The organism is uncultured Pelagibacterium sp. (genome assembly GCF_963972885.1).
In the GTDB taxonomy this organism is placed as follows: Bacteria; Pseudomonadota; Alphaproteobacteria; order Rhizobiales; family Devosiaceae; genus Pelagibacterium; species Pelagibacterium nitratireducens.
The window spans coordinates 1-20,699 of the sequence record NZ_CAXAXY010000034.1; the positions used below are offsets into that span (position 1 = coordinate 1).

At 61.2% G+C, this 20,699-nt stretch carries 22 protein-coding genes and 1 tRNA gene; 15 read left to right on the top strand and 8 right to left on the bottom strand.

The window, feature by feature from the left end; translation table 11 throughout:
• The first annotated feature begins 154 nt into the window (after positions 1-154).
• Positions 155-349, top strand: coding sequence for a hypothetical protein (locus AACZ55_RS07705; protein WP_339644854.1), 195 nt, complete (start codon positions 155-157; stop codon positions 347-349).
• A gap of 336 nt (positions 350-685) precedes the next feature.
• On the opposite strand, the gene AACZ55_RS07710 is transcribed toward AACZ55_RS07705, so the two are convergent.
• A tRNA-Ser gene (locus AACZ55_RS07710) sits at positions 686-775 on the bottom strand.
• 245 nt (positions 776-1,020) lie between these two features.
• On the opposite strand from AACZ55_RS07710, the gene AACZ55_RS07715 reads away from it, so the two are divergent.
• Together AACZ55_RS07715 and AACZ55_RS07720 are read left to right on the top strand one after the other, a co-directional pair.
• The gene (locus AACZ55_RS07715) at positions 1,021-1,344 is read left to right on the top strand and encodes a hypothetical protein (protein WP_338608068.1); all 324 of its coding nucleotides are present in this window, start codon (positions 1,021-1,023) and stop codon (positions 1,342-1,344) included.
• 168 nt (positions 1,345-1,512) lie between these two features.
• On the top strand, positions 1,513-2,100 hold the full coding sequence (locus AACZ55_RS07720) for a DUF2799 domain-containing protein (protein ID WP_339644857.1): 588 nt from the start codon (positions 1,513-1,515) through the stop codon (positions 2,098-2,100).
• 62 nt (positions 2,101-2,162) lie between these two features.
• Here AACZ55_RS07720 and AACZ55_RS07725 read toward each other — a convergent pair whose 3' ends face one another.
• Both AACZ55_RS07725 and AACZ55_RS07730 read right to left on the bottom strand, forming a co-directional pair.
• Positions 2,163-2,795: a peroxiredoxin gene (locus AACZ55_RS07725; RefSeq protein WP_338608066.1), complete on the bottom strand. Its 633-nt coding sequence runs from the start codon at positions 2,793-2,795 to the stop codon at positions 2,163-2,165.
• A 175-nt stretch (positions 2,796-2,970) separates the two neighbouring features.
• Positions 2,971-3,252 (bottom strand): SelT/SelW/SelH family protein, encoded by a 282-nt coding sequence (locus tag AACZ55_RS07730; protein WP_339644859.1) that lies wholly within the window; start codon positions 3,250-3,252, stop codon positions 2,971-2,973.
• A 67-nt stretch (positions 3,253-3,319) separates the two neighbouring features.
• Here AACZ55_RS07730 and AACZ55_RS07735 point away from each other — a divergent pair, with 67 nt between their 5' ends.
• From AACZ55_RS07735 to AACZ55_RS07790, 12 genes are all read left to right on the top strand, one after another.
• A complete protein-coding gene (locus AACZ55_RS07735) occupies positions 3,320-4,273 on the top strand; it encodes a sugar-binding transcriptional regulator (RefSeq protein ID WP_338608064.1) in 954 nt (317 codons plus the stop codon).
• Between the two features lie 213 nt (positions 4,274-4,486).
• Positions 4,487-5,797 carry a sugar ABC transporter substrate-binding protein gene (locus tag AACZ55_RS07740; protein ID WP_339644862.1) on the top strand — a complete coding sequence of 437 codons (1,311 nt, stop codon included), beginning with the start codon at positions 4,487-4,489 and terminating at the stop codon, positions 5,795-5,797.
• Positions 5,798-5,930: 133 nt separating this feature from the next.
• Complete coding sequence (locus AACZ55_RS07745) at positions 5,931-6,797, top strand: sugar ABC transporter permease (protein WP_338608062.1); 867 nt, start codon at positions 5,931-5,933, stop codon at positions 6,795-6,797.
• A gap of 1 nt (position 6,798) precedes the next feature.
• Positions 6,799-7,629, top strand: coding sequence for a carbohydrate ABC transporter permease (locus AACZ55_RS07750; protein ID WP_339644864.1), 831 nt, complete (start codon positions 6,799-6,801; stop codon positions 7,627-7,629).
• A 12-nt stretch (positions 7,630-7,641) separates the two neighbouring features.
• Positions 7,642-8,640 (top strand): ABC transporter ATP-binding protein, encoded by a 999-nt coding sequence (locus AACZ55_RS07755; RefSeq protein WP_338608060.1) that lies wholly within the window; start codon positions 7,642-7,644, stop codon positions 8,638-8,640.
• Between the two features lie 159 nt (positions 8,641-8,799).
• Positions 8,800-10,275 carry a mannitol dehydrogenase family protein gene (locus tag AACZ55_RS07760; protein ID WP_339644868.1) on the top strand — a complete coding sequence of 492 codons (1,476 nt, stop codon included), beginning with the start codon at positions 8,800-8,802 and terminating at the stop codon, positions 10,273-10,275.
• Positions 10,275-10,991 carry an HAD family hydrolase gene (locus tag AACZ55_RS07765; RefSeq protein ID WP_339644871.1) on the top strand — a complete coding sequence of 239 codons (717 nt, stop codon included), beginning with the start codon at positions 10,275-10,277 and terminating at the stop codon, positions 10,989-10,991. The genes AACZ55_RS07760 and AACZ55_RS07765 overlap by 1 nt, the downstream gene beginning before the upstream one ends.
• A gap of 10 nt (positions 10,992-11,001) precedes the next feature.
• Positions 11,002-12,582, top strand: coding sequence for an FGGY-family carbohydrate kinase (locus AACZ55_RS07770; protein ID WP_339644874.1), 1,581 nt, complete (start codon positions 11,002-11,004; stop codon positions 12,580-12,582).
• Between the two features lie 180 nt (positions 12,583-12,762).
• On the top strand, positions 12,763-13,227 hold the full coding sequence (locus tag AACZ55_RS07775) for a hypothetical protein (RefSeq protein WP_339644877.1): 465 nt from the start codon (positions 12,763-12,765) through the stop codon (positions 13,225-13,227).
• Positions 13,227-13,454, top strand: coding sequence for a helix-turn-helix transcriptional regulator (locus tag AACZ55_RS07780; protein WP_339644879.1), 228 nt, complete (start codon positions 13,227-13,229; stop codon positions 13,452-13,454). The genes AACZ55_RS07775 and AACZ55_RS07780 overlap by 1 nt, the downstream gene beginning before the upstream one ends.
• Complete coding sequence (locus AACZ55_RS07785) at positions 13,451-14,431, top strand: NAD(P)-dependent alcohol dehydrogenase (protein WP_339644881.1); 981 nt, start codon at positions 13,451-13,453, stop codon at positions 14,429-14,431. The genes AACZ55_RS07780 and AACZ55_RS07785 overlap by 4 nt, the downstream gene beginning before the upstream one ends.
• Positions 14,432-14,642: 211 nt before the next feature.
• Positions 14,643-15,203 carry a dienelactone hydrolase family protein gene (locus tag AACZ55_RS07790; protein WP_339644884.1) on the top strand — a complete coding sequence of 187 codons (561 nt, stop codon included), beginning with the start codon at positions 14,643-14,645 and terminating at the stop codon, positions 15,201-15,203.
• 232 nt (positions 15,204-15,435) lie between these two features.
• Here the strand turns inward: AACZ55_RS07790 and AACZ55_RS07795 are convergent, their stop codons facing one another.
• From AACZ55_RS07795 to AACZ55_RS07815, 5 genes are all read right to left on the bottom strand, one after another.
• Positions 15,436-16,446, bottom strand: coding sequence for an ABC transporter ATP-binding protein (locus tag AACZ55_RS07795; protein WP_339644887.1), 1,011 nt, complete (start codon positions 16,444-16,446; stop codon positions 15,436-15,438).
• A gap of 14 nt (positions 16,447-16,460) precedes the next feature.
• Complete coding sequence (locus AACZ55_RS07800; RefSeq protein ID WP_339644890.1) at positions 16,461-17,516, bottom strand: Gfo/Idh/MocA family oxidoreductase; 1,056 nt, start codon at positions 17,514-17,516, stop codon at positions 16,461-16,463.
• On the bottom strand, positions 17,513-18,352 hold the full coding sequence (locus AACZ55_RS07805) for a carbohydrate ABC transporter permease (RefSeq protein WP_338608050.1): 840 nt from the start codon (positions 18,350-18,352) through the stop codon (positions 17,513-17,515). The genes AACZ55_RS07800 and AACZ55_RS07805 overlap by 4 nt, the downstream gene beginning before the upstream one ends.
• A complete protein-coding gene (locus AACZ55_RS07810) occupies positions 18,352-19,287 on the bottom strand; it encodes a sugar ABC transporter permease (RefSeq protein ID WP_338608049.1) in 936 nt (311 codons plus the stop codon). Before AACZ55_RS07810 ends, AACZ55_RS07805 begins: the two co-directional genes overlap by 1 nt.
• Positions 19,288-19,367: 80 nt before the next feature.
• Positions 19,368-20,636 carry an ABC transporter substrate-binding protein gene (locus tag AACZ55_RS07815; RefSeq protein WP_339644895.1) on the bottom strand — a complete coding sequence of 423 codons (1,269 nt, stop codon included), beginning with the start codon at positions 20,634-20,636 and terminating at the stop codon, positions 19,368-19,370.
• Positions 20,637-20,699 lie beyond the last annotated feature (63 nt).

The window sequence follows — 20,699 nt, forward strand, 5'->3', positions numbered from 1 at the left end:
GAACGACAGCAGGAAAACTAACCCGAGGGTGTCCACGAAACTCGGGGCTATTCATGGCCATGTTGATGGCGATGCCTCCGACGGCCATGAATTCGTCGCCCATGTGGCTCGTTTCATCGCAAAAATATAACAACCTTTGCCGAGGGTGATTCATATGTCCGAATTGCCGAAATCGAATCTAGAGGGCGGAACGCGAAGGAAAATGGACGCTATAGCTGAAAAGCACCAGCGCCAACCTGACAAATTCCGCAACCTTGCCAAAGAACTAGAGACGGACAGCGCGCCCGATCGTTTTCACGCGCAGCTCAAGCGCACTGCAAAGCCACCGCCTGAAAAAGGCGACCAATGAGAACGGCCAAGCCTGGTCGGTGAGCCGGGCTTTTTGTTAGAGATTTGCCAGTGCATTTGACAAGTGGCCGGCGAGGGCGTTCCAGCTCATCGTTGGAGAAGTAGATGAACAGCGCCTTTTGATGCTGGAAATCGCCCGGCGCGAGCTTCTGAGCGGCTCATCGCCCAGTCGACGGCGGAGCGGGGCGTTTAGCCGATTGCAGCACATCAAGGCTAATTATCGGATCGTCGTTTCCCGAACATGCCTCAACGTGAATAAGTTTAGGGTGATTTTTAGGGGGGCAAGGCGACGACGCGCTCGACGCTTCAACAAAATCAATGCCATACCAAAGGTAAGTGGCGGAGAGAGAGGGATTCGAACCCTCGAGACGGTTCCCCGCCTACACACTTTCCAGGCGTGCGCCTTCGACCACTCGGCCATCTCTCCGCGTGGGTGCCCGATTATCCGGCTTTGCGGTCCCTGCCAAGGGGCGTGAGGCAAAAAAGGCTGCAAAACTTTTCTTTGGCCGGATCATTTGGCCCGCCGATGCGTTGCACCCAAGGCGGGTTAAGCACGATTGGAGATTCCGATTGCCCTTTGCCCGGCCCCTCGTGCTATTGTTAATAAAGCCTTGCGGAATGATGAAAAGCCCAGCAAATGGAGCCGGACCGGACAAGGCAGGGACGAGTGTCATGCGTGCTGTACTGAGAATATTGGCTGCGGCCTTTCTGGCCCTTTCGGTCGTGCTTCTGGTTGCCGATGGAACCGCTATGCTGGCCGCAAATGCCTTTACGGCGACGCCCCTGGCGGCAACGATCGCCAGTCTGTTTCCCGGCACGCTGGAATCGGTGCAACTGGCCGTTCAGGACAATGTGCATCCCCTGCTCTGGGAGCCCACGCTCACCACATTGCTGGCCTGGCCCGGCTGGGCCGTGATTGGCGCGGTGGGTTTGGTGCTGGCGCTTTTGGGACGCTCCCGTTCACGCCGGCGCATGGTCAGCATCGACCAGTTCTAGCGACATCGCAATTCCCCTGGCAATCGGGGTTGAGAGCGGCAGCGCCAGACAGGTCCGCCAAAATCACGCGGCGCGAAGAGCATTGGCGTTTCCGCTGCTTCGTCGGGTTGTCAAGTCTGCACGGCCCGCTCTATGGTCTGGCCTGATTTTATTGGGGGACTTAAATCAATGTCGCGTCTGCTGCTCGTCTGTGCTGCGCTTTTCGCTGCTCTGCTTCTCGCATCATGCGCGACCCTGTCCCGGGAACAATGCGAGGCGGGCGATTGGCGCGCCATCGGATTTAACGATGGCGCCGATGGCCGCCCGGCCGATCGTATATCGAGCCATGCCGAGGCCTGCTCCGAATACGGCATTTCTGTTGACAATGCGCTTTACCAGACCGGTCGTGCCGAGGGCCTGAGGGTCTATTGCCGCCTGAGCAATGCCGAGCGGAAGGGACGGTCGGGCGAGCGCTATTTCGGCGTTTGCGAAGGCGAACTGGGCGTCGCCTTTGCCCGTGTTCATGCAGCGGGCAGGGAGGTGTTCAATCTCGAGGCCGAACTCAACAGTCTCGATAGCGAAATCGACGCCAAGCTGGCCGAACTCCGCCGCGGCGATCCCACGCCCGAACAGGTTGCGGCGCTGACGCGGGAACTGACCATACTGCAGACCGAACGCCGCGTGCTCGAACTGCGTGTGCGGTCCGCCGACCAGAGCCTGTCAGCGCTGCGCCGCCAGGAGGAAAACCGGCTCTCCCAGGCCGATATTGCGTATTGATCTCGGCCAAAAGAAAAGGGCCGATAAGGGCCCTTTCCGATATCCAATCTGAGACCTGAAAATCAGGCGCCCGGCTGTTTGACGATGCGCAGATAGGGTTTGACCTCGTTCCAGCCCTCGGGGAATTTTTCCTTTGCCTGCTCGTTGGTGACGGCCGGGACGATGATGACGTCTTCGCCGTTCTTCCAGTTGACCGGCGTTGCCACCTGATGGCTGGCGGTCAGTTGCAGGCTGTCGATCACCCGCAGGATTTCATCGAAATTCCGGCCCGTCGAAGCGGGATATTCGAGCTTGAGCTTGACCTTCTTGTCCGGCCCCACAACAAAGACCGAACGCACCGTCAGCGTGTTGTCGGCATTGGGGTGGATCATGTCGTACTGGCGGGCGATCGTGCCATCGTCGGCAATCAGCGGAAAGTTGAGCGCAGTGCCCTGGGTTTCCTCGATGTCTCTGGCCCAGCCTTCGTGGTCTTCGATCTTGTCGACCGAAAGCCCCAGCACCTTGACGCCGCGCTTTTCGAATTCGGGTTTGAGCTTGGCGGTATACCCGAGCTCGGTCGTGCAGACCGGGGTGTAATTCTTGGGGTGCGAAAACAGCACCGCCCAGCTTCCATCGATATAATCGTGAAACCGGATTTCCCCTTCCGTCGTCTGCGCGGTGAAATCGGGGGCCGTATCGCCAATCAGAATAGCCATGTGCTTTTCTCCTTATCCGTGCCCGAAGATTGGGCGAATGGATCAAAAACTGTCCCATCCAATATGGGTTCTATTGCATTGCCTTGAACCGCGCGCCGGGGAAATGTTTTCCCCAATTGGGCTTTAGGGTGGGCAAGGCTTTGCGAGAGAACGTCATCGCGAGCAAACCAGCGGATCAGCGGTCAATATGGCCCAGATCGCGGCCCGGGTCGATCAAATCGCGCACCCTCTGTTTCAGCGTCTTGACGTCGGGAAATCCCCCGTCGCGCTTGCGCTCCCAGATCAGCGTGTCTCCGCCGGCAATTTCAAAGGTCCCGCCTGTTCCCGGCACCAGCGTCACCCCGGCCAGTTCCACCCCGAAAGTGGAAAGCAGTTCCTGGGCCATCCAGCCGGCGCGCAACAGCCAGTTGCATTGCGTGCAATAGGTTATGGTAATGGCGGGTTTGCCAGGCTCCATAGTCTCTCAATCCTTTCCATGCAGGGCGATGCGGTATATCTAACCCATTGATCAGGGGGAGAACACCGTGCCGCCGCGTTCGGAAGCCACTCGCAACAAGCTCGACGATGCCGCCCGCGCCGGGTGGCTCTATTACGTTGCCGGCAACACCCAGGATGAAATCGCCGCAAAGCTCGGCGTGTCGCGCCAGAGCGCCCAGCGGCTGGTTTCCCTTGCCATCTCCGAAAAGCTCATCAAGGTCCGCCTCGACCACCCCATCGCCAATTGCCTCGAGTTGTCCGCCCGGCTTCGGGAGCGTTTCGGCCTGCGTCTTGCCGAAATCGTCCCCTCCGATCCCGGCCACCCCGATACAACCCTGGGGGTTGCCGACGCGACGGCCCTGGAGATCGAAAAAATTCTCTCCGGCTCCAGTCCGGTCATTCTCGGGGTCGGCACGGGCCGCACCCTCAAGGCCGCCGTCGATCTGCTTCCGGCCATGGACTGCCCCCAGCACAAGATCGTGTCCTTGACCGGCAATATCGCCCCCGACGGTTCGGCCGCCTTCTATAACGTGATCTTTTCCATCGCCGACAAGGTCAAGGCGCCGTCCTTTCCCATGCCCCTCCCGGTCATCGCCGCCACGGCCCATGACCGCCAATTGCTGCACAGTCAGGTCGGCATCGAAAAAAATCTCGCCCTTGCCGCACAGGCCAGCGTGTCCTTTGTGGGTGTTGGCGATCTGGGACCCAATGCTCCGCTTTATGAGGATGGGTTCGTCACCCGCGCTGAACTCAAAGCCCTGCAAAAGGCCGGGGCAGTGGGCGAAATGCTCGGTTGGGTCTTCGATGCCGGTGGCGAGCTGGTCTCGGGCATGACCAATGAACGCGTGGCCTCGGCGCCCTTGCCCTCGGGTGAGCGGGCGCTGGTCATCGCCGCGGCCCGCGGCCCCAACAAGGTCGCCGCCATCCGCGCCGCCGTGGCTCGCGGGCTGGTCAACGGGCTGATCACCGACGAAGACACCGCCGCCCAGCTTCTGACCTGACCGTACCGCGCCCAGCGTTCCCATTCGTTGGCCCCATCTCCCCACCCTCGCTACCCCGGCGATACCGCTCCACAAACACGGCCGCTAAGGTCTGCCCTTGAGCAATTTCCCCAGCTATGAGCAAAAGCCCCTTGACATTATGCCGCAGAAAATGAGTAATTGCCCACGCGTATAGCAAATGCTCATTCTTGGAGCATATGGGAGGATTACCATATGAAGTTACGCTCGATCATCATCGGGTCGTGTTCGCTGTTTGCCCTGGCAGCCGGCGCGCAGGCCCAATCGCTCACCATCGCCACCGTCAACAATGGCGACATGATCCGCATGCAGGGTCTGTCGGACCGCTTCACCGAACAGACCGGTATCGATCTGGAATGGGTGACGCTGGAAGAAAACGTTCTGCGCCAGCGCGTCACGACCGACATCGCCACCGGCGGTGGCCAGTATGACGTCATGACCATCGGCGCATACGAAACCCCCATCTGGGCCGCTCAGGGCTGGCTTGCCCCGCTCGACGATCTGGGTGACGACTACAACGCCGACGATCTGATCCCCGCCGTGCGCGAGGCGCTTTCGGTCGATGGCACCCAGTACGCGTCTCCGTTCTATGCGGAGAGCGCCATGATCATGTACCGCACCGACCTGTTCGAAGAGGCCGGTCTGGAAATGCCTCAGGAGCCCACCTGGGAATTCATCGGCGAAGCGGCTCGGGCCATTACCGACCGCGACAATGAAATCTACGGCATCTGCCTGCGTGGCAAGGCCGGCTGGGGCGAGAACATGGCGTTCATCACCGCTCTTGCCAATTCCATGGGCGGCCGCTGGTTCGATATGGATTGGGAACCCCAGTTCGACAGCCCCGAATGGAATGAGGCGCTCACCTATTACGTCGACCTGATGACCGACGCGGGCCCTCCGGGTGCTTCGTCCAACGGGTTCAACGAAAATCTGGCACTGTTCCAGCAGGGCAAGTGCGGCATGTGGATGGATGCCACCGTCGCCGCGTCCTTCGTCTCCAACCCCGATGAAAGCCAGGTCGCAGACAGCGTCGGTTACGCGCTGTTCCCGACCAATGGGCAATTCGACAACCACGGCAACTGGCTGTGGGTCTGGTCGCTGGCCGTTCCGGCTTCGAGCCAGAATGTCGATGCCGCCAAGCAGTTCATCGATTGGGCGACGTCCGAAAGCTACCTCGAAATGGTGGCCGAAGAAGAGGGTTGGGCCAACGTTCCCCCGGGAACCCGCACTTCGCTCTATGAAAACCCGGCCTATACCGAAGCGGCTCCGTTTGCCGATATCACCCTTGAGGCGATCCAGTCGGCCAACACCACCAACTCCTCGGTACAGGACGTTCCCTATGCCGGCGGCCAGTTCGTGGCGATCCCCGAATTCCAGGGCATCGGCACGTCGGTCGGCCAGATCTTCTCGGCGGCTCTCGCCGGTCAGGTCAATGTCGACCAGGCCCTTGAGCAGGCCCAGCAGACCTCGCGTATGGAAATGGATCGCGCCGGTTACTACCGCTAGCATCTGATCTCGAGGGGCCGGAGTCTTTCGGCCCCTCCACCCGCCCGCATTGAGACTTTCGGCCCCGCCCCAAAGAGCGGACACAGATACTTCGCGATCCCCCCAATCGCGCGCCAAGGTCAGGGAGAGGACAATGGCAACAGCTCAAACCCAAACAGCGGCCCGGTTCATGATGGCCCCGTCGGTCATCGCGCTTCTGATCTGGATGATCGTGCCGCTTTCGATGACCGTCTGGTTCTCGTTCCAGTGGTACACGGCCTTCCGTGCGCCCGAGTTTACCGGCTTTGCCAACTACACCTACTTTTTCGCCAACCCCAACATCTGGACGGTGTTTTTCAACACCCTGATCCTTGTGGGGGGCGTTCTGGCCATCACCCTTGTCGGCGGCACCTTGCTGGCGCTGTTGCTCGATCAGCCCATGTTCGGGCAGGGCATCGTGCGCCTTCTGGTCATCGCCCCGTTCTTTGTCATGCCCACGGTGTCCGCGCTGGTGTGGAAGAACATGCTCATGCACCCGGTCAATGGGCTCTTCGCCTGGATCGCGCGAACCTTCGGGCTCCAGCCGGTCGATTGGTTCGCCCACGTTCCCCTGTTTTCGGTCATCATCATCGTTGCCTGGCAATGGCTGCCCTTTGCAACGCTGATCCTTCTGACCGCGCTGCAATCGCTCGATGAAGAACAGCGCGAGGCCGCCGGCATGGACGGCGCGGGACCCATATCGCTGTTTTTCTACATAATCCTGCCCCACATGAGCCGCGCGCTCACCGTGGTCATGCTCATCCAGACCATCTTCCTGCTCTCGGTGTTTGCCGAAATCTTCGTCACCACCAATGGCGGGCCGGGCGTCGCCACCACCAATCTGCCGTTCCTGATCTATCTCCAGGCCCAGTTCCAGTATGATTTCGGTCTGGCCTCGGCCGGCGGCATCGTCGCCGTCATCCTCGCCAATATCGTCGCGATCTTCCTGCTTCGCGTCGTCGGCAAGAACCTGGAGGCGTAACATGGCCCGTGCGATATCAACTCAACGCAAAGTTGGCTTCACGGTCTTTGCCTGGCTCATCGCCTTTGTGATCTTTTTCCCGATCCTGTGGACGTTCCTGACCAGCTTCAAGACCGAGGGCACCGCCATTGCGACCCCGCCCCAGTTCCTGTTCTTCAACTGGACGCTGGAAAATTACGAAACGGTACTCGAACGCTCGAACTATTTCCGCTTTCTGGGCAATTCGATCATCACGGCCGTCGGCTCGACCCTTTTGGGCCTGGTCATCGCCATTCCCGCCGCGTGGGCCATGGCGTTCTCGCCCACAAAGCATACCAAGGACATCCTGATGTGGATGTTATCGACCAAGATGCTGCCCGCCGTCGGCGTTCTTGTGCCCATCACCATGCTGTTCCGCATGGCGGGCCTGACCGACACCCATCTGGGGCTCACCCTGGTCCTCACCCTCATCAATCTGCCCATCATTGTCTGGATGCTGTTCACCTACTTCAAGGAAATCCCCGTCGATATCCTCGAAGCGGCCCGCATGGATGGCGCGTCCCTGCGTCAGGAGGTGATCTATGTGCTCACCCCCATGGCCATCCCCGGCATCGCCTCGACCATGCTGCTCAACATCATCCTGGCCTGGAATGAATCGTTCTGGACCATCGTTCTGACCACCACCCAGGCAACCCCGCTCCCCGCGTTCATCGCGGCCTATTCTTCGCCCGAGGGCCTGTTCTGGGCCAAGCTTTCGGCAGCATCGATGATGGCCATTGCGCCCATCCTCATCATGGGCTGGTTCAGCCAGAAACAATTGGTCCGCGGCCTGACCTTCGGCGCGGTTAAGTAGGGAGGTAAGGATATGGGATCGATCACACTCAAAAACGTTCAAAAGAGCTTCGGCGGCGTCACCGTCATCCCCGACATCTCGCTCGAGATCGAGGACGGCCAGTTCGTGGTCTTTGTCGGCCCCTCGGGCTGCGGGAAATCCACCCTGCTGCGGCTGATCGCCGGGCTCGAGGACGTTACCTCCGGCCAGATCCTCATCGATGGCGTGGATATGTCAAAGGAAGCGCCCGCCCAGCGCAAGCTCTCGATGGTGTTCCAGTCCTACGCGCTCTATCCCCACATGAGCGTGCGCGGCAACATCGCCTTTCCCTTGAAGATGGAAAAGGCGCCCAAGGAAAAGATCGACGCGGCGGTCGACAACGCCGCCTCGATCCTCAATCTCACCGATTATCTCGACAGAAAGCCCCGCCAGCTCTCGGGCGGCCAGCGCCAGCGCGTTGCCATCGGCCGCGCCATCGTGCGCCAGCCCAAGGCCTTCCTGTTCGACGAGCCGCTTTCCAATCTCGACGCCGCCCTGCGGGTCAACATGCGGCTCGAAATTTCCGACCTGCACCAGAAACTCAAGACCACAATGGTCTATGTCACCCACGATCAGGTCGAGGCCATGACCATGGCCGACAAGATCGTCGTTCTGCACGCCGGCCGTGTCGAGCAATACGGCTCTCCGCTCGAACTTTACACAAAACCCGCCAACAAATTCGTCGCCGGGTTCATTGGCAGCCCCAAGATGAATTTCATTGAAGGCGCCGAGGCGAAAAAGTTCGATGCCCACACCATCGGCATCCGCCCCGAACATCTCGCCGTGTCCAAAGAAGGCGGCATCTGGTCGGGCACGGTCAAGGTTTCCGAGCATTTGGGGTCCGATACCTTCTTTCATATCGATGTGGCCGGCATTGGCACTTTGACCGCCCGCGCGGCTGGCGATGTGCCCTTCAAGCACGGCGAAACGGTCACCCTCGCTCCCCAGGATGGCCGCATCTACAAGTTCGACGCGTCGGGCAATGCCCTCTAGAGCGTGTCCAGCAAAAGCATGTCCTCGACGCGATCGGGGATGGAAACGGTTTTGCGGTTCGGACACGCGACAAAACAAAGGTTAAGAGCCGAGGATTTGATCCAGTCAAATCCTGAACGGCTCTAACGCAAAGAACACCATTCGAGGATCAGCGGCATCATGAGTGTCAGACTAGCGGCAAACTCTCTCTCCTCCTTGCCCGGATCGGTCGCCGTGCCGCGCTACGATCACTCGAATCTCGCGGCGGGGATCGTTCATTTCGGCGTTGGCAATTTCCATCGCGCCCACCAGGCCGTCTATCTCGATGACCTCTTCAATCTCGGGCAAGACCACGATTGGGGAATCGTGGGGGCTGGCGTGCGCGCCAACGATGCCGAAATGCGAAAGATCCTCGCCGCGCAGGATTACCTGTCCACCGTGGTCGAGCAGGAAGCCTCGGGCACCACTGCGCGCATCACCGGGCCCATGGTCGATTTCCTCGATCCGGGCGATCCGGCCGCGATCATTGCAAAACTCGCCGATCCCGCCATCCGCATCGTCTCGCTCACCATCACCGAGGGCGGCTATTATCTCGACGCGGCCGGCAATTTTAACCCCAACCATCCCGATATCGTCGCCGACGCCGCAAACCCCGCAGCACCAAGAACCGTCTTCGGCATCATCCTTGCCGGTCTCAAGGCCCGGCGTGAGGCAGGGGTTGAGCCCTTCACCATCATGTGCTGCGACAACATCCCCCACAATGGCAAGGTGACGCTCAACGCCGTGGCCGGGCTTGCCGCTCTGTTCGACAGCGAAATGGCCGATTGGGTCCGCCGCTCGGTCGCCTTCCCCAACGGCATGGTCGATCGCATCACCCCGGCAACCTCGGATCGCGAACGCGCCATGGTCTCCGATGAATACGCCATATCCGACGCCTGGCCGGTGTTTTGCGAAACCTTCAGGCAATGGGTGCTCGAAGACAATTTCCCCTCCGGCCGCCCCGCGCTCGAAAAGGTCGGCGTGACCTTTGTCGATGACGTCTCCCCCTGGGAGCTGATGAAGATCCGCATTCTGAACGGCGGGCACGCCGCCATCGCCTACCCGTCGGCCCTCATGGACATCCATTTCGTCCATGAGGCCATGGAACACCCGCTGGTCGCCGCCTATCTCGAAAAGCTCACCCGCGACGAGATCATCCCCGTCGTGCCCCCGGTGCCCGATACCGATCTCGACGCCTACCGCCGCAAATGCGCCCAGCGCTTCGCCAACCCCAGGATCGGCGACACCATCCAGCGTCTGTGCCTCGATGGCTCCAACCGCCAACCCAAATTCATCCTGCCCTCGGTCGAGGATCGCCTCAATTCCGGCGCCTCGATCACCGGCCTTGCGCTGGTCTCGGCCTTCTGGTGCCGCTATTGCTATGGCGTCACCGATTCCGGAACGCCGATTGCGCCCAACGATCCAAACTGGGATCGCCTGCAGGCTGCCGCCATCCGCGCCAAGGACGAACCGAAAGCCTTCCTGGAGATGAAGGACATTTTCGGCGCCGCCGCCGAACACCGCGATTATATCGCCGCGTTCAGCAACGCGCTCGGCACCATCTGGGAATTTGGCGCCCGCGACACCCTCACGCGCTATATTCAGGGCAAGCTTTGATGGATGTTGCGCCGGCCCGCCGATCTCAAGCAAGGGGACCGGCGCTGATCATCTTCGATTGCGACGGGGTGCTCGTCGATTCCGAACCCATCGCCATCGATGTGCTTGTCGAAACCGTGGCCGCGCTCGGCGTTCACATCCCCACCGAGATCGCCTATCGCGATTTTCTCGGCCGCACGCTCAAGACGGTCTCGGCCTCCCTTGCCGGCGATCACGGCGTCACAATGGACGATACCGCGCTCGAAGACATGCGCCATCGCCTCTATGCCCGCTACAAAAGCGCGCTCAAGCCCATGCCCGGCATCGCCGATGTCCTCGATGCGCTCGATATCCCCGCCTGCGTGGCGTCTTCCAGCGTTTCCGAACGCATCGAAATCAGTCTCAAACTGACCGGGCTTTACGACAGGTTCGCCCCCGACATCTATTCGGCCACCATGGTCGCGCGCGGCAAGCCCGCCCCCGATCTCTTCCTTTTTGCCGCAGAGCAGATGGGTTTTGCCCCCGCCGAGTGCGTGGTCATCGAAGACAGCCCCGCCGGCGTTGCTGCCGCCAAGGCCGCGGGCATGGCCGTCATCGCCTTTACCGGCGGCAGCCATATCGGCCCCGCCGGTCTAAAGCCGCAACTGGCCGCTTTGAACCCCGATGCCCTGATCGACGATTTGCACAATCTGCCCAGTGCTCTAAGGTCTCTCTCGAGGAAGATTTCGCGTATCTAGAGGCCATTGCATGACCGCCCTTCTGGTTGCCGTCGATGTGGGAACGACCAGCGCAAGGGCCGGGGTGGTCACGGCGCAAGGCGATATTTTGGGCCGCGCCGAAGCGCCCATCGATATCCGCCGCGAAGGCGCCATCCGCGCCGAACATCGCTCGGAAAACATCTGGTCCGCCGTCTGCGTCGCCGTCCGCGAGGCTATCGCCACGGCCAATGCCGATCCACTCTCGGTCAGGGCCATCGCTTATGCAGCCACCTGCTCGCTTGTGGTTCTGGGCAGGGACGGGGGCTCTTTGCCCGTCGGCCCCGATGGCGAAGAGGGTTGGGACACCATCGTCTGGCTCGATCACCGCGCCATGCGTGAGACCGCCGATATCAATGCCACCGGCCACGATGTTCTCGAATTTTCCGGCGGCGCGCTCAGCCCGGAAATGGAAATCCCCAAGCTTCTCTGGCTCAAGCGCAACCTGCCCGCCATATGGCAAAAGACCGGCTACATGTTCGACCTCGCCGATTTCCTCGCCTGGAAGTCGAGCGGCTCAATCGAGCGCTCCCAATCGACCCTCACCAGCAAATGGAGCTTCCTCGCCCACGAGCCCGATGGGTGGCCCACCGATTTTCTCGGAGCCATCGGTCTTGACGATCTGCTCACCCGCGCCAGCCTGCCGCGCACGGCGTCCCCCATCGGCGCTCCGCTCGGCACTTTGACGGCAAAAGCGGCGCGCGAGCTCGGTCTGCCCCGCTCGGTCGTGGTGGGCACCGGAATGGTCGATGCCCATGCCGGTGCATTGGGCGTGCTGGGCACCTATACCGAGGACCCATTGGGCGTTGATCGGCATCTGGGCCTCGTTGCCGGCACCTCGAGCGCCGTCACCGCGCTGGCCAAAGCCCCCCGCCCGACCCCCGGTTTGTGGGGCCCTTATTATGGCGCGGTCCTCCCGGGCTTCTGGCTCACCGAGGGCGGCCAGTCCGCCTCGGGCGCCGCGCTTGATTACATCATCCGCGTCCACGCCTCGGGCGCCGCACCCACCCCCATCATGCATGCTGAAATCATCAACCGCATCAAGCGCTTGCGTGAAACCGACCCCGACCTCGCCCCCCGCCTTCACATCCTCCCCGATTTCCACGGCAACCGCTCCCCCTTCGCCAATCCCGCAGCGCTCGGGGTCATTTCCGGCATGAATCTCGATTCCTCTTTCGATGGATTGTGCAAGCTCTACTGGCGCACCGCTGTCGCCATAGCGCTCGGCGTGCGCCATATCCTTCAAACCCTCAACGCCACCGGCTATGCCATCGATACGCTTCACGTCACCGGCGGCCACACCCGCAATCCGCTCTTGATGGAACTCTACGCCGATGCCACCGGCTGCACCGTCCACGAACTCCCCGACGCAGACGCCATGATCCTTGGCACCGCCATGGCCGCCGCCACCGCCGCCGGCCTCTACCCCCGCCTCACCGCAGCCGCCCACACCATGCGCCACACCTCCGTCACCCGCACGCCCGACCCCTCCCGCAAGGCGCGCTATGACACCGACTACGCGGTGTTTTTAAAAATGCACGCCCACCGGCGCGAGATTGAATCGATGTTGTGAGCGGGATTGTGGCTTTATCCGCACCCATCGCTGCTCCGGCGAAAGCCGGAGTCCAGCAGCCCCAGCCGGGCCGCTGACACGAATGAATGCCAAAAATGCGCGTCATAATGTTAAATATAATTGACATATCGCAAAAAATATCGCACACAGCGCCAATAATATCTTCCATTGGGGCGTGTGATGAGCTTTCGGGAAAAGAACGCATGGATTGCGGTGGTGACCACGCTGGTCATCTGGACGGTCTATTTCTGGCAGGTGGGCAACGCGGCGCTGTCCGGCACGCTCGATGGCGATGCAATCTTCTGGCTTTTCGTCTGGTGCCTTTCCATTTCCATCGCCATCATGCTGCCGGTCAATATCGCCGCCGCCATCCTCGCCCGCCAGAACATGGACGCCCCGCCCGACGAACGTGAGCGCGAGATCGATGCCAGGGCCAACAGGATCGGCCTTATCCTTCTCGAATGGCTCATGGTCGCCGTGATCCTTTCGAGCGGCCTCATCGCCGATTTCGCCCGTGAGGTTTATGCCGCCGATCCGGCCGGGGCCACGGCGATCATCTTGATAAACCTCATGCTTTTCGCGCTCGCCTTTTCGGCCCTGACCCGCGAAATCATCCAGATCGTCCATTTCAGGATGCTCGACTGATGGCCCGCCCCCCGATCACCAACCAGATCCGCCGCCTGCGTTTCGAGCACAACGAGATGACCCAGCAGGAACTGGCCGACCGCATCGGCATGACCCGCCAGACCGTGGCGTCCATCGAACACAACAAATATTCCCCCTCCCTCGAAGCGGCCTTCCGCATTGCCGAAACCTTCGGCGTGCCCATCAGCGAGGTGTTTTTCTGGAAGGCCGAGGAGCCCAGAAAATGACCATCCCCACCACCATGAAAGCCGCCATCGTCACCGCCTATGGCGGGCCCCAAGTGGTCGAGATCCAGTCCCGCCCGGTACCGGCACCGCGCGAGGATGAAATCCTCATCAAGACAATCGCCACCACCGTCAATTCCGGCGATGCCCGCATGCGCGCCCTCGATGCGCCGGCGGGCATGAAAACCCTCATGCGTCTCGCCATCGGCATCACCCGCCCGCGCCAGCCGATCTTCGGCACCGAGATCGCCGGCACCGTTGTCGCTGTCGGTCCCCAGGTCTCCCGCTTCGCCATCGGCGACGAAATCATCGCCTTCCCTGGCACCGGGCTTCGTTGTCACGCCGAATATGTCGCCGTTGCCGAACGCAAACCCATTGTCAAAAAGCCGCAGAACCTTTCGGTTGATGAGGCCGCGGGCCTGTGCTTCGGCGGCACGACGGCGCTCCATTTTCTCCGCAAGGCAGACATAAAACCGGGAGAACATATCCTCGTCATCGGCGCATCCGGCGCTGTCGGCTCGGCCATGGTGCAACTGGCAAAACATTTCGGCGCCAAAGTCACCGCCGTCGCCAGCGCCGCCAACGCCGATCTGGTCTTAAGCCTTGGCGCCGACACCGTCATCGATTACGCGACCACCGACTATTCCGCCGTCTCGTCGGCCTATGATGTGATCGCCGACACCGTCGGTGCCACCGATTTCCAACGCTGCCTTAAAGCACTTAAGCCCGGCGGGCGTTATCTCGCCATCGCCGGTGGCATCGGCGACATGCTGGCCCGCCCAAAGGACGGCAAGCGCCCCATCGCCGGCATGGCCGCAGAACGCCCCGAAGACGTCGCCTTCCTCGCCGATCTGGCAGCAAAAGGTGAATACCGGGTGGTCATCGATCAGACCTTCGATTTCGATGATATTGCCCAGGCTCACGCCCGCGTCGACAGCAAACACAAGCGCGGCAGCGTGGTGGTTCGCGTCGGCGAATAGAATGTCCCGCTCCTTGCGTCATCCCGGGCGAAGACCCGGGAACCAGTAACCGGCAGCGCCGGCAGTTCTGTCTCATGGCCAAGGTCTAGAGCGCGTCCAGCAAAAGTGGACTTGATCTCGTCTCCCGCCCCTGCCGATTTCCACTTGGCTATCCCTGCCTTGACAGAACAAAATAAGAACGACATGCTGCCCGCACCAAAGGAGGTGCACAATGGCCCATGTCGTTCTGTTTCATTCCATCCTCGGCCTGCGACCCGTCGAAGGCGAAATCGCCGCCGTGTTCGAGGCCGATGGCCACACGGTCACGCTACCGGACCTGTTCGACGGACAATCGGCCGACAATTACGATGCCGCCTTCGCCCTGCGCAAGGAAGTGGGAACCGACGCCATAATGGAACGCGCCCGGGCAGCGGTCGAAGCAGCGCCGCCCGAAGCCGTCCTCTCTGGTGTGTCCTTCGGTGCGTCGTTGATCGGAGAATTCTGGGCCGATCGCCCGCAAATGGCCGGAGCCCTGCTCTTTGCAGGCATCACGGACTGGATGGACCCGCCCACGCCCGGTCTGCCGGTTTCGGTGCACATCGCGCGCCCCGATCCGTTCGATGACGAAGACTATTTCGCCGATTGGGTGGCACAAAAAGGCGAGGCCGATCTCCAGATGCACCGCTATGACGGTGCCGGCCATTATTTCCTCGACCCCAGCCTCGACGATTACAACGAAGCCGCCGCCAAACTCTGCCTCGACCGCTCGCGCGAGTTTCTAAAGGGCCTCTGAGGCGCTTCAGCCAGCAACCAGATGTTCATCCACCCACCACGGTCATCCCGGGCGAAGTCCCGGGATCCAGTAACCGGCAGCGTGATGGTGCTTCGCCGGGCGGTGCCGGAACGCCATGCACAGGAGCGGCGATGGGGCTCTACCTTCGCCCCCTCGTCATCTTCGGGCTTGACCCGGAGATCCGAACCGCAGCCCCACCCCCAACGGAAATGGTGTTGGCACAGTCCTCACCTCAATCCCCGGCCCGAACCGCCTTGCCCGCCTCATCAAACAGATGCCGCTTGGCTTTCTCGAACGTCACGAACACCTTCGAGTCCGGCGCAAAATAATGCTCGCCGAACAGCCGCGCCGTCAAAAGCCCCGCCTTCTCGTTGCGCAGATAAAGATTGGTGTCGGCGCCGAGCTGTTCGATATGGACCACCTCGCAGCCCAGATCGCCCGATGTCTGTGAAACGCTCATATGCTCGGGCCGGATGCCGATGGTCTTGGCCGAAGTTTCCCCCAGCGCGCCCGCGTCGATGAAATTCATCTGCGGCGAGCCGATAAACCCGGCAACGAACAGATTGGCCGGGTTGTTATAGAGCTCCATGGGCGTCCCGATCTGCTCGATCCGCCCCGCATTCATCACGACGATCCTGTCGGCCAGCGTCATGGCCTCCACCTGGTCGTGCGTCACATAGACCATGGTGGCCGAAAGCTCGCGATGCAGCCGCGCGATTTCGAGCCTTGTGTTGACCCGCAGCGCCGCGTCGAGATTGGACAAAGGCTCGTCGAACAAGAACAGCTTGGGCTTGCGCACCACGGCCCGCCCGATCGCCACCCGCTGGCGCTGCCCGCCCGACAATTCGGCCGGCCGCCGCTCCAGCAGCGGATCGAGCCCCAGCATTTTGCTCGCTACGCCCACGCGGTCGTCGATTTCCGATTTCGCCGCGCCCTCCTGTTTCATCGCCAGGCTCATATTCCCCTTCACCGTCAGGTGCGGATAGAGCGCATAGGACTGGAACACCATGGCGATGCCGCGCTTGGCGGGCGGGGTTGTGTTGACCACAGTGCCATCGATCTTGACCGTCCCCGCGCTCGCATCTTCCAGCCCGGCAATGATCCGCAAAAGCGTCGATTTCCCGCATCCCGACGGCCCCACGAAAATAACGAACTCGCCCTCATCGACCGAAAGGTCGATCCCGTGCAGAACGTCGGTGGACCCGAAGGTCTTCTTGATGCCGGAAAGTTCGAGAGCGGTCATTATTGATCCTCGTTTCACAAATCCACCGGCTTGCCGGTCCTAATCGATTCATCGGCGGCAAGGCAGATGCGCAGCGATTGCACCGCATCGCTCATGTGCCGGCCCAGATCGATATCCTCGACAATCGCCCGATAGACATAATCCTGTTCCCGCGCGCACAGGGCGTCGTGCCCCGGCTCGCCCTCCATCGACAACATCTCGTCTTCATGGATGAATTCCCCATCGCCGCCCAGATCGGCCCGGTGGATGCGGATGCGGGCGGTCTTGGTGTGGGTCTCGTGATCGGACGATTTCGCGCCCTCGTCCATGACGATCGACACCGAGCCTTTCGGCGTTAAGATGTCTTTGACGAAAAACGCGGTTTCCGAAATCATCGGCCCCCATGCCGCCTCGTACCAGCCCACCGACCCGTCATCGAACATCACCTGCAGATGCCCGTAATTATACATCTCGGGCGCAATCTCGTCGGTTAGCCGCACCCCCATGCCGCGCACCTGAACGGGTTTGGCGTCGGTGATCTGGCACATCACGTCCACATAATGCACCCCGCAATCAACGATCGGGGACGTGGTTTCCATCAGCGTCTTGTGCGTGCGCCAGAACCGGCCCGCCGATTGCTGGTTGAGATTCATGCGAAAGACGTAGGGCCCGCCCAGCGCCCGCGCTTCGGCGATCAGCCGCACCCAGGACGGGTGGTGGCGCAAGATGTAGCCCACCACCAGTTTTTTCCCCAGCCGCGTCGCCGTCTCGACCACCCGCTCGGCATCGGCGACCGTGGTCGCCAGCGGCTTTTCGATAAACACATGCGCGCCCGCTTCCATCGCGGCCACGGCATAATCCGCATGGCTGTCAGAATAGGTGTTGATCGAGGCCAGCTCGGGTCGCGTCGCCCCCAGCGCCTCATAAAAATCGCTCCAGTGCGGATAGCCGGTCAGCCCTTCTGGAACGGAATCCTTGGCTCGCGTCACGACCCCGACAATCTCGTATCCGGGATGGTTGTGATAGGCCATGGCATGTGCCCGGCCCATATTGCCCAGCCCGGCAACGAGCACTTTAATGGGTTGGCTCATTTGACGGCTCCCGAAGTGATGCCGCGGATCAATTGCCGCGAAAAGATAAGATAGAGGACCAGAACCGGGATGATGGCGAGGGTCAGCGCCGCCAGCACCGCGTTCCAGTTGGTCACGAACTGCCCGATGAACACCTGCGCCCCCAGCGTCACGGTCTTTGTCGCCTCGGCCGGCGCCAGGATCAGCGGAAACCACAGATCGTTCCAGATCGGGATCATCGTGAACACCGCCACCGTCGCCATCGCCGGCCGCACCAGCGGCAAAACCAGCGTGAAAAAGATCCGGTATTCCGATAGCCCGTCCACCCGCCCGGCATTTTTAAGATCGGCGGAAACCGTGCGCATGAATTCCGAAAGGATGAAGATCGCCAGCGGCAGCCCCTGCGCCGTGTAAACCAGGATCAGCGCGGTATGGGTATTGACCAGCCCGGTCGCCACCATGATCTGCAGGATCGCTACCGTCCCCAGCCGGATTGGGATCATGATGCCCAACGCCAGATAGAGCGCCATCAGCGGATTGCCCCTGAACCGGTATTCCGAGAGCGCAAACGCCGCCATGGCGCCAAACAGCAACACGCAGAACAGCGACGCCACCGTCACGATCAGCGAGTTCTGGAAATAGAGCAGGAAATCGCCCTGGTTCGTCACCGTCTCGAACCCGATCAGGGAAAAGCTCTCCGGGTTGGGCAGGGCCAGCGGATCGGAAAAGATCGCCCGCCGGTCCTTGAAGGCGTTGATGACCACAACGAACACCGGAAACAGCGCAATCAGCGTATATCCGATCAGCACCGCATGGGCGGCAAGGGCGCGGGGCAGGGAGGCACGGGCCGTATTCATCAGAACTGGTACCTCCTAAGCCGCGTTTGGATGCCGAACAGATAGATCGAAACCCCCACGAGAATGATCAAAAACATCATCGTCGCGATCGCCGAGCCCATATTGGGGTCGCCCTGCTGGAGCTGGAAGCCAAAGAAGGTGCGATAGAGCAGGGTGCCTAAAATGTCGGTCGACCCGTTCGGCCCCGCCTGCGCCCCCTGGCTGACATAAATCAGATCGAAGGCGTTGAAATTGCCAACGAAGGTGAGGATCGAAATGATCCCGATGGTCGGCAGGATCAGCGGCAACTGGATCTTGAAGAACTGCTTGGCCCCCGTCACCCCGTCGATTTCGGCCGCCTCGATCACCTCGTCGGGGATCGAGAGCAGCGCCGCATAGATCAGCATCATGGGAATGCCCACGAACTGCCAGACCGAGACCAGCGCCAGCGTGGTCAGCGCCGCGCCTTCCTGGCCCAGCCAGGGCGAAAACAGGCTCCGCAGCCCGATGGCGTCGAGCATGTTGGGCGCGATTCCCCATAGCGGTGACAGGATCAGCTTCCAGACAAACCCAACGATCACGAAGGACAGAATGGTGGGGATAAAGATCGCCGTGCGGTAAAAGCCCCGCAGCCGCAGATTGGGATTGGACAGGATCGCCGCCAGCAACACCCCGATAGGGTTCTGGACCACCATGTGGATGACAAAAAACCAGAAATTGTTGGCAAGCGCATTCCAGAAGCTGGAGGCCCAGCGCGGATCGCCAAACAACGTTATGAAATTGCCCAGACCCACAAAGGCCCGTTCGCCATCCACGGTGTTGAACAGCGACTGGAACAGCGTCGAAAACAGCGGGATAATCATGATGGCGGTATAGACAAGCACGGCCGGCGCCAGAAACACGGCGATATGCCAGCGCCGCGCCGGTTTGGGTAGGGTGTCCTGGTCCACCGCCATGATGATTTTCCCCTCGGAAATTCAAGGGATCGGGCGACGCGCGCCGCCCGATCCGGTTTGCAATCGATGGTGCGGTTCGACTAGTCGAACATGCCCGGCGTGTACCAGCTCTCGAGCCCCGACTGGATCGCAGCCGCCGCTTCTTCCGGCGTTTCGGTGCCGGCCAGAACGTTCGATGCATGCAGCCAGTTGTCGTTTTCCAGGTTCGGCGTGCCGCGCGACAGGATCGCGTAGGTCGGGCGGATCGTCGATTCACATTCCTCGCGCCAGGAGACGAACTCGTTGGCCAACTCGTTCTCGATGGTCACAGGCTCGTCCGACAGCCCGAAGAACCCGGGAAGCGCATTGGCGTAAAGGCTGGCAAATTCGGCCGATGCCACCCAGTTGAGGAAGGTGCGGGCTGCTTCGGGGTGTTCGGTCGAAGCGTTCATGCCGATCCCGATATCGTTGTGATCGGAGATATAGCAGGTGTCGCCTTCAGCCGGCACCGGGGGCGGGAAGGCGCCCAGTTCGAAATCGGCCTGTTCTTCAAACAGCGCGATTTCCCACGAACCGGCCGGGAAGATCGCCGCACGGCCCAGCGTAAACAGGTTCTGGGAATCCGGATAGGTCTGGGCCAGATAACCGTCACCGGCATATTCGCCCCAGCGGGCGAGAACGCGCAATGGCTCGGTCCATTCCTCGTCGGTGAATTTGGCGTCTCCCGAAATCAGCGCCAGCCGTCCCTCTTCACCGTGCCAATAGGCCGGGCCGATATTGTGGTAGCCCATCGAGGCCGATTCCCACTGATCCACAGCACCGATGGCCAGCGGAATGTAGGTCCCGTCGGCCTGAATGGCGTCGAGAACCGCGAAGAACTCTTCTTCGGTGGTGGGCTCTTCCAGCCCCAGCTCGGCAAACGCATCGGCATTGTAGATAAAGCCGTGGATCACCGAGGCCATGGGCACGCAGAACGGGGTCGAGCCATCGTCCGTGTTCCAGGCCGATTTGGCGACATCGGAGAAATTGGCGATGCCTTCGAGATCGTCGAGCGGGGCCAGATAGCCCGCCTCGAACAGCGCCAGCGACGCGTCGAACGGACGGCAGGTGATCAGATCGCCCGCCGAGCCGGCGTCGAGCTTGGCATTGAGCGCCGCATTGTATTCGGTCGGCGCCGTGGGGGCAAAATTGAGCGTGATCCCCGGATTGGCCGCTTCAAAGGCCGGGATCAGCGTGTTCTGCCAGATGGTCAGATCGTCATTGCGCCAGCTTTCGATGGTCAGCGTCACGTCCTGGGCCAGCAACGGTGTTGCGGTCAGGGCGAGGGCTAAACCCGCGCTTGTGCATAGCAGTCTCGATTTCGAGATCATGATGGTTCCTCTTCTTTGTTGAACCCGTCCGGAAAGGCTCCGGGCGGGCGTTCCCTCGTCGGG